The sequence below is a fragment of the Luteimonas sp. TWI596 genome (assembly GCF_039674105.1).
Classification (GTDB): domain Bacteria; phylum Pseudomonadota; class Gammaproteobacteria; order Xanthomonadales; family Xanthomonadaceae; genus Luteimonas.
In genome coordinates this window covers 1-221 of the sequence record NZ_JBDJMU010000065.1, presented here as the reverse complement: position 1 = coordinate 221, position 221 = coordinate 1, and the positions used below count along the sequence as shown (strand labels likewise).

1 pseudogene is annotated in these 221 nt (G+C 62.9%); it reads left to right on the top strand.

What is annotated here, in order from left to right:
• Window positions 1-111 precede the first annotated feature (111 nt).
• Window positions 112-221 (top strand): annotated as a pseudogene (locus ABE487_RS17265) (helix-turn-helix domain-containing protein); the annotation flags it as partial.

Sequence of the window (221 nt, the reverse complement as noted above, 5' to 3'; positions counted from 1 at the left end):
GATGAACGGGCGACCGCGCAAGACGCTCGGCTGGGCAACACCAGCCCAGGTGATGGAGAGGGAAATCATCGACTTCAAATCACGTGTTGCACTTGATTCTTGAGACCGCCGACCTATCGTCAGATCGGCGATGCGCTGGGGTTGAGTCAGAGCACCGTCGCCCGGATCGTTCGACGGGCCGGTCTCAACCGGCTCTCGGCCCTGGAGCCACCGCGTCCCCA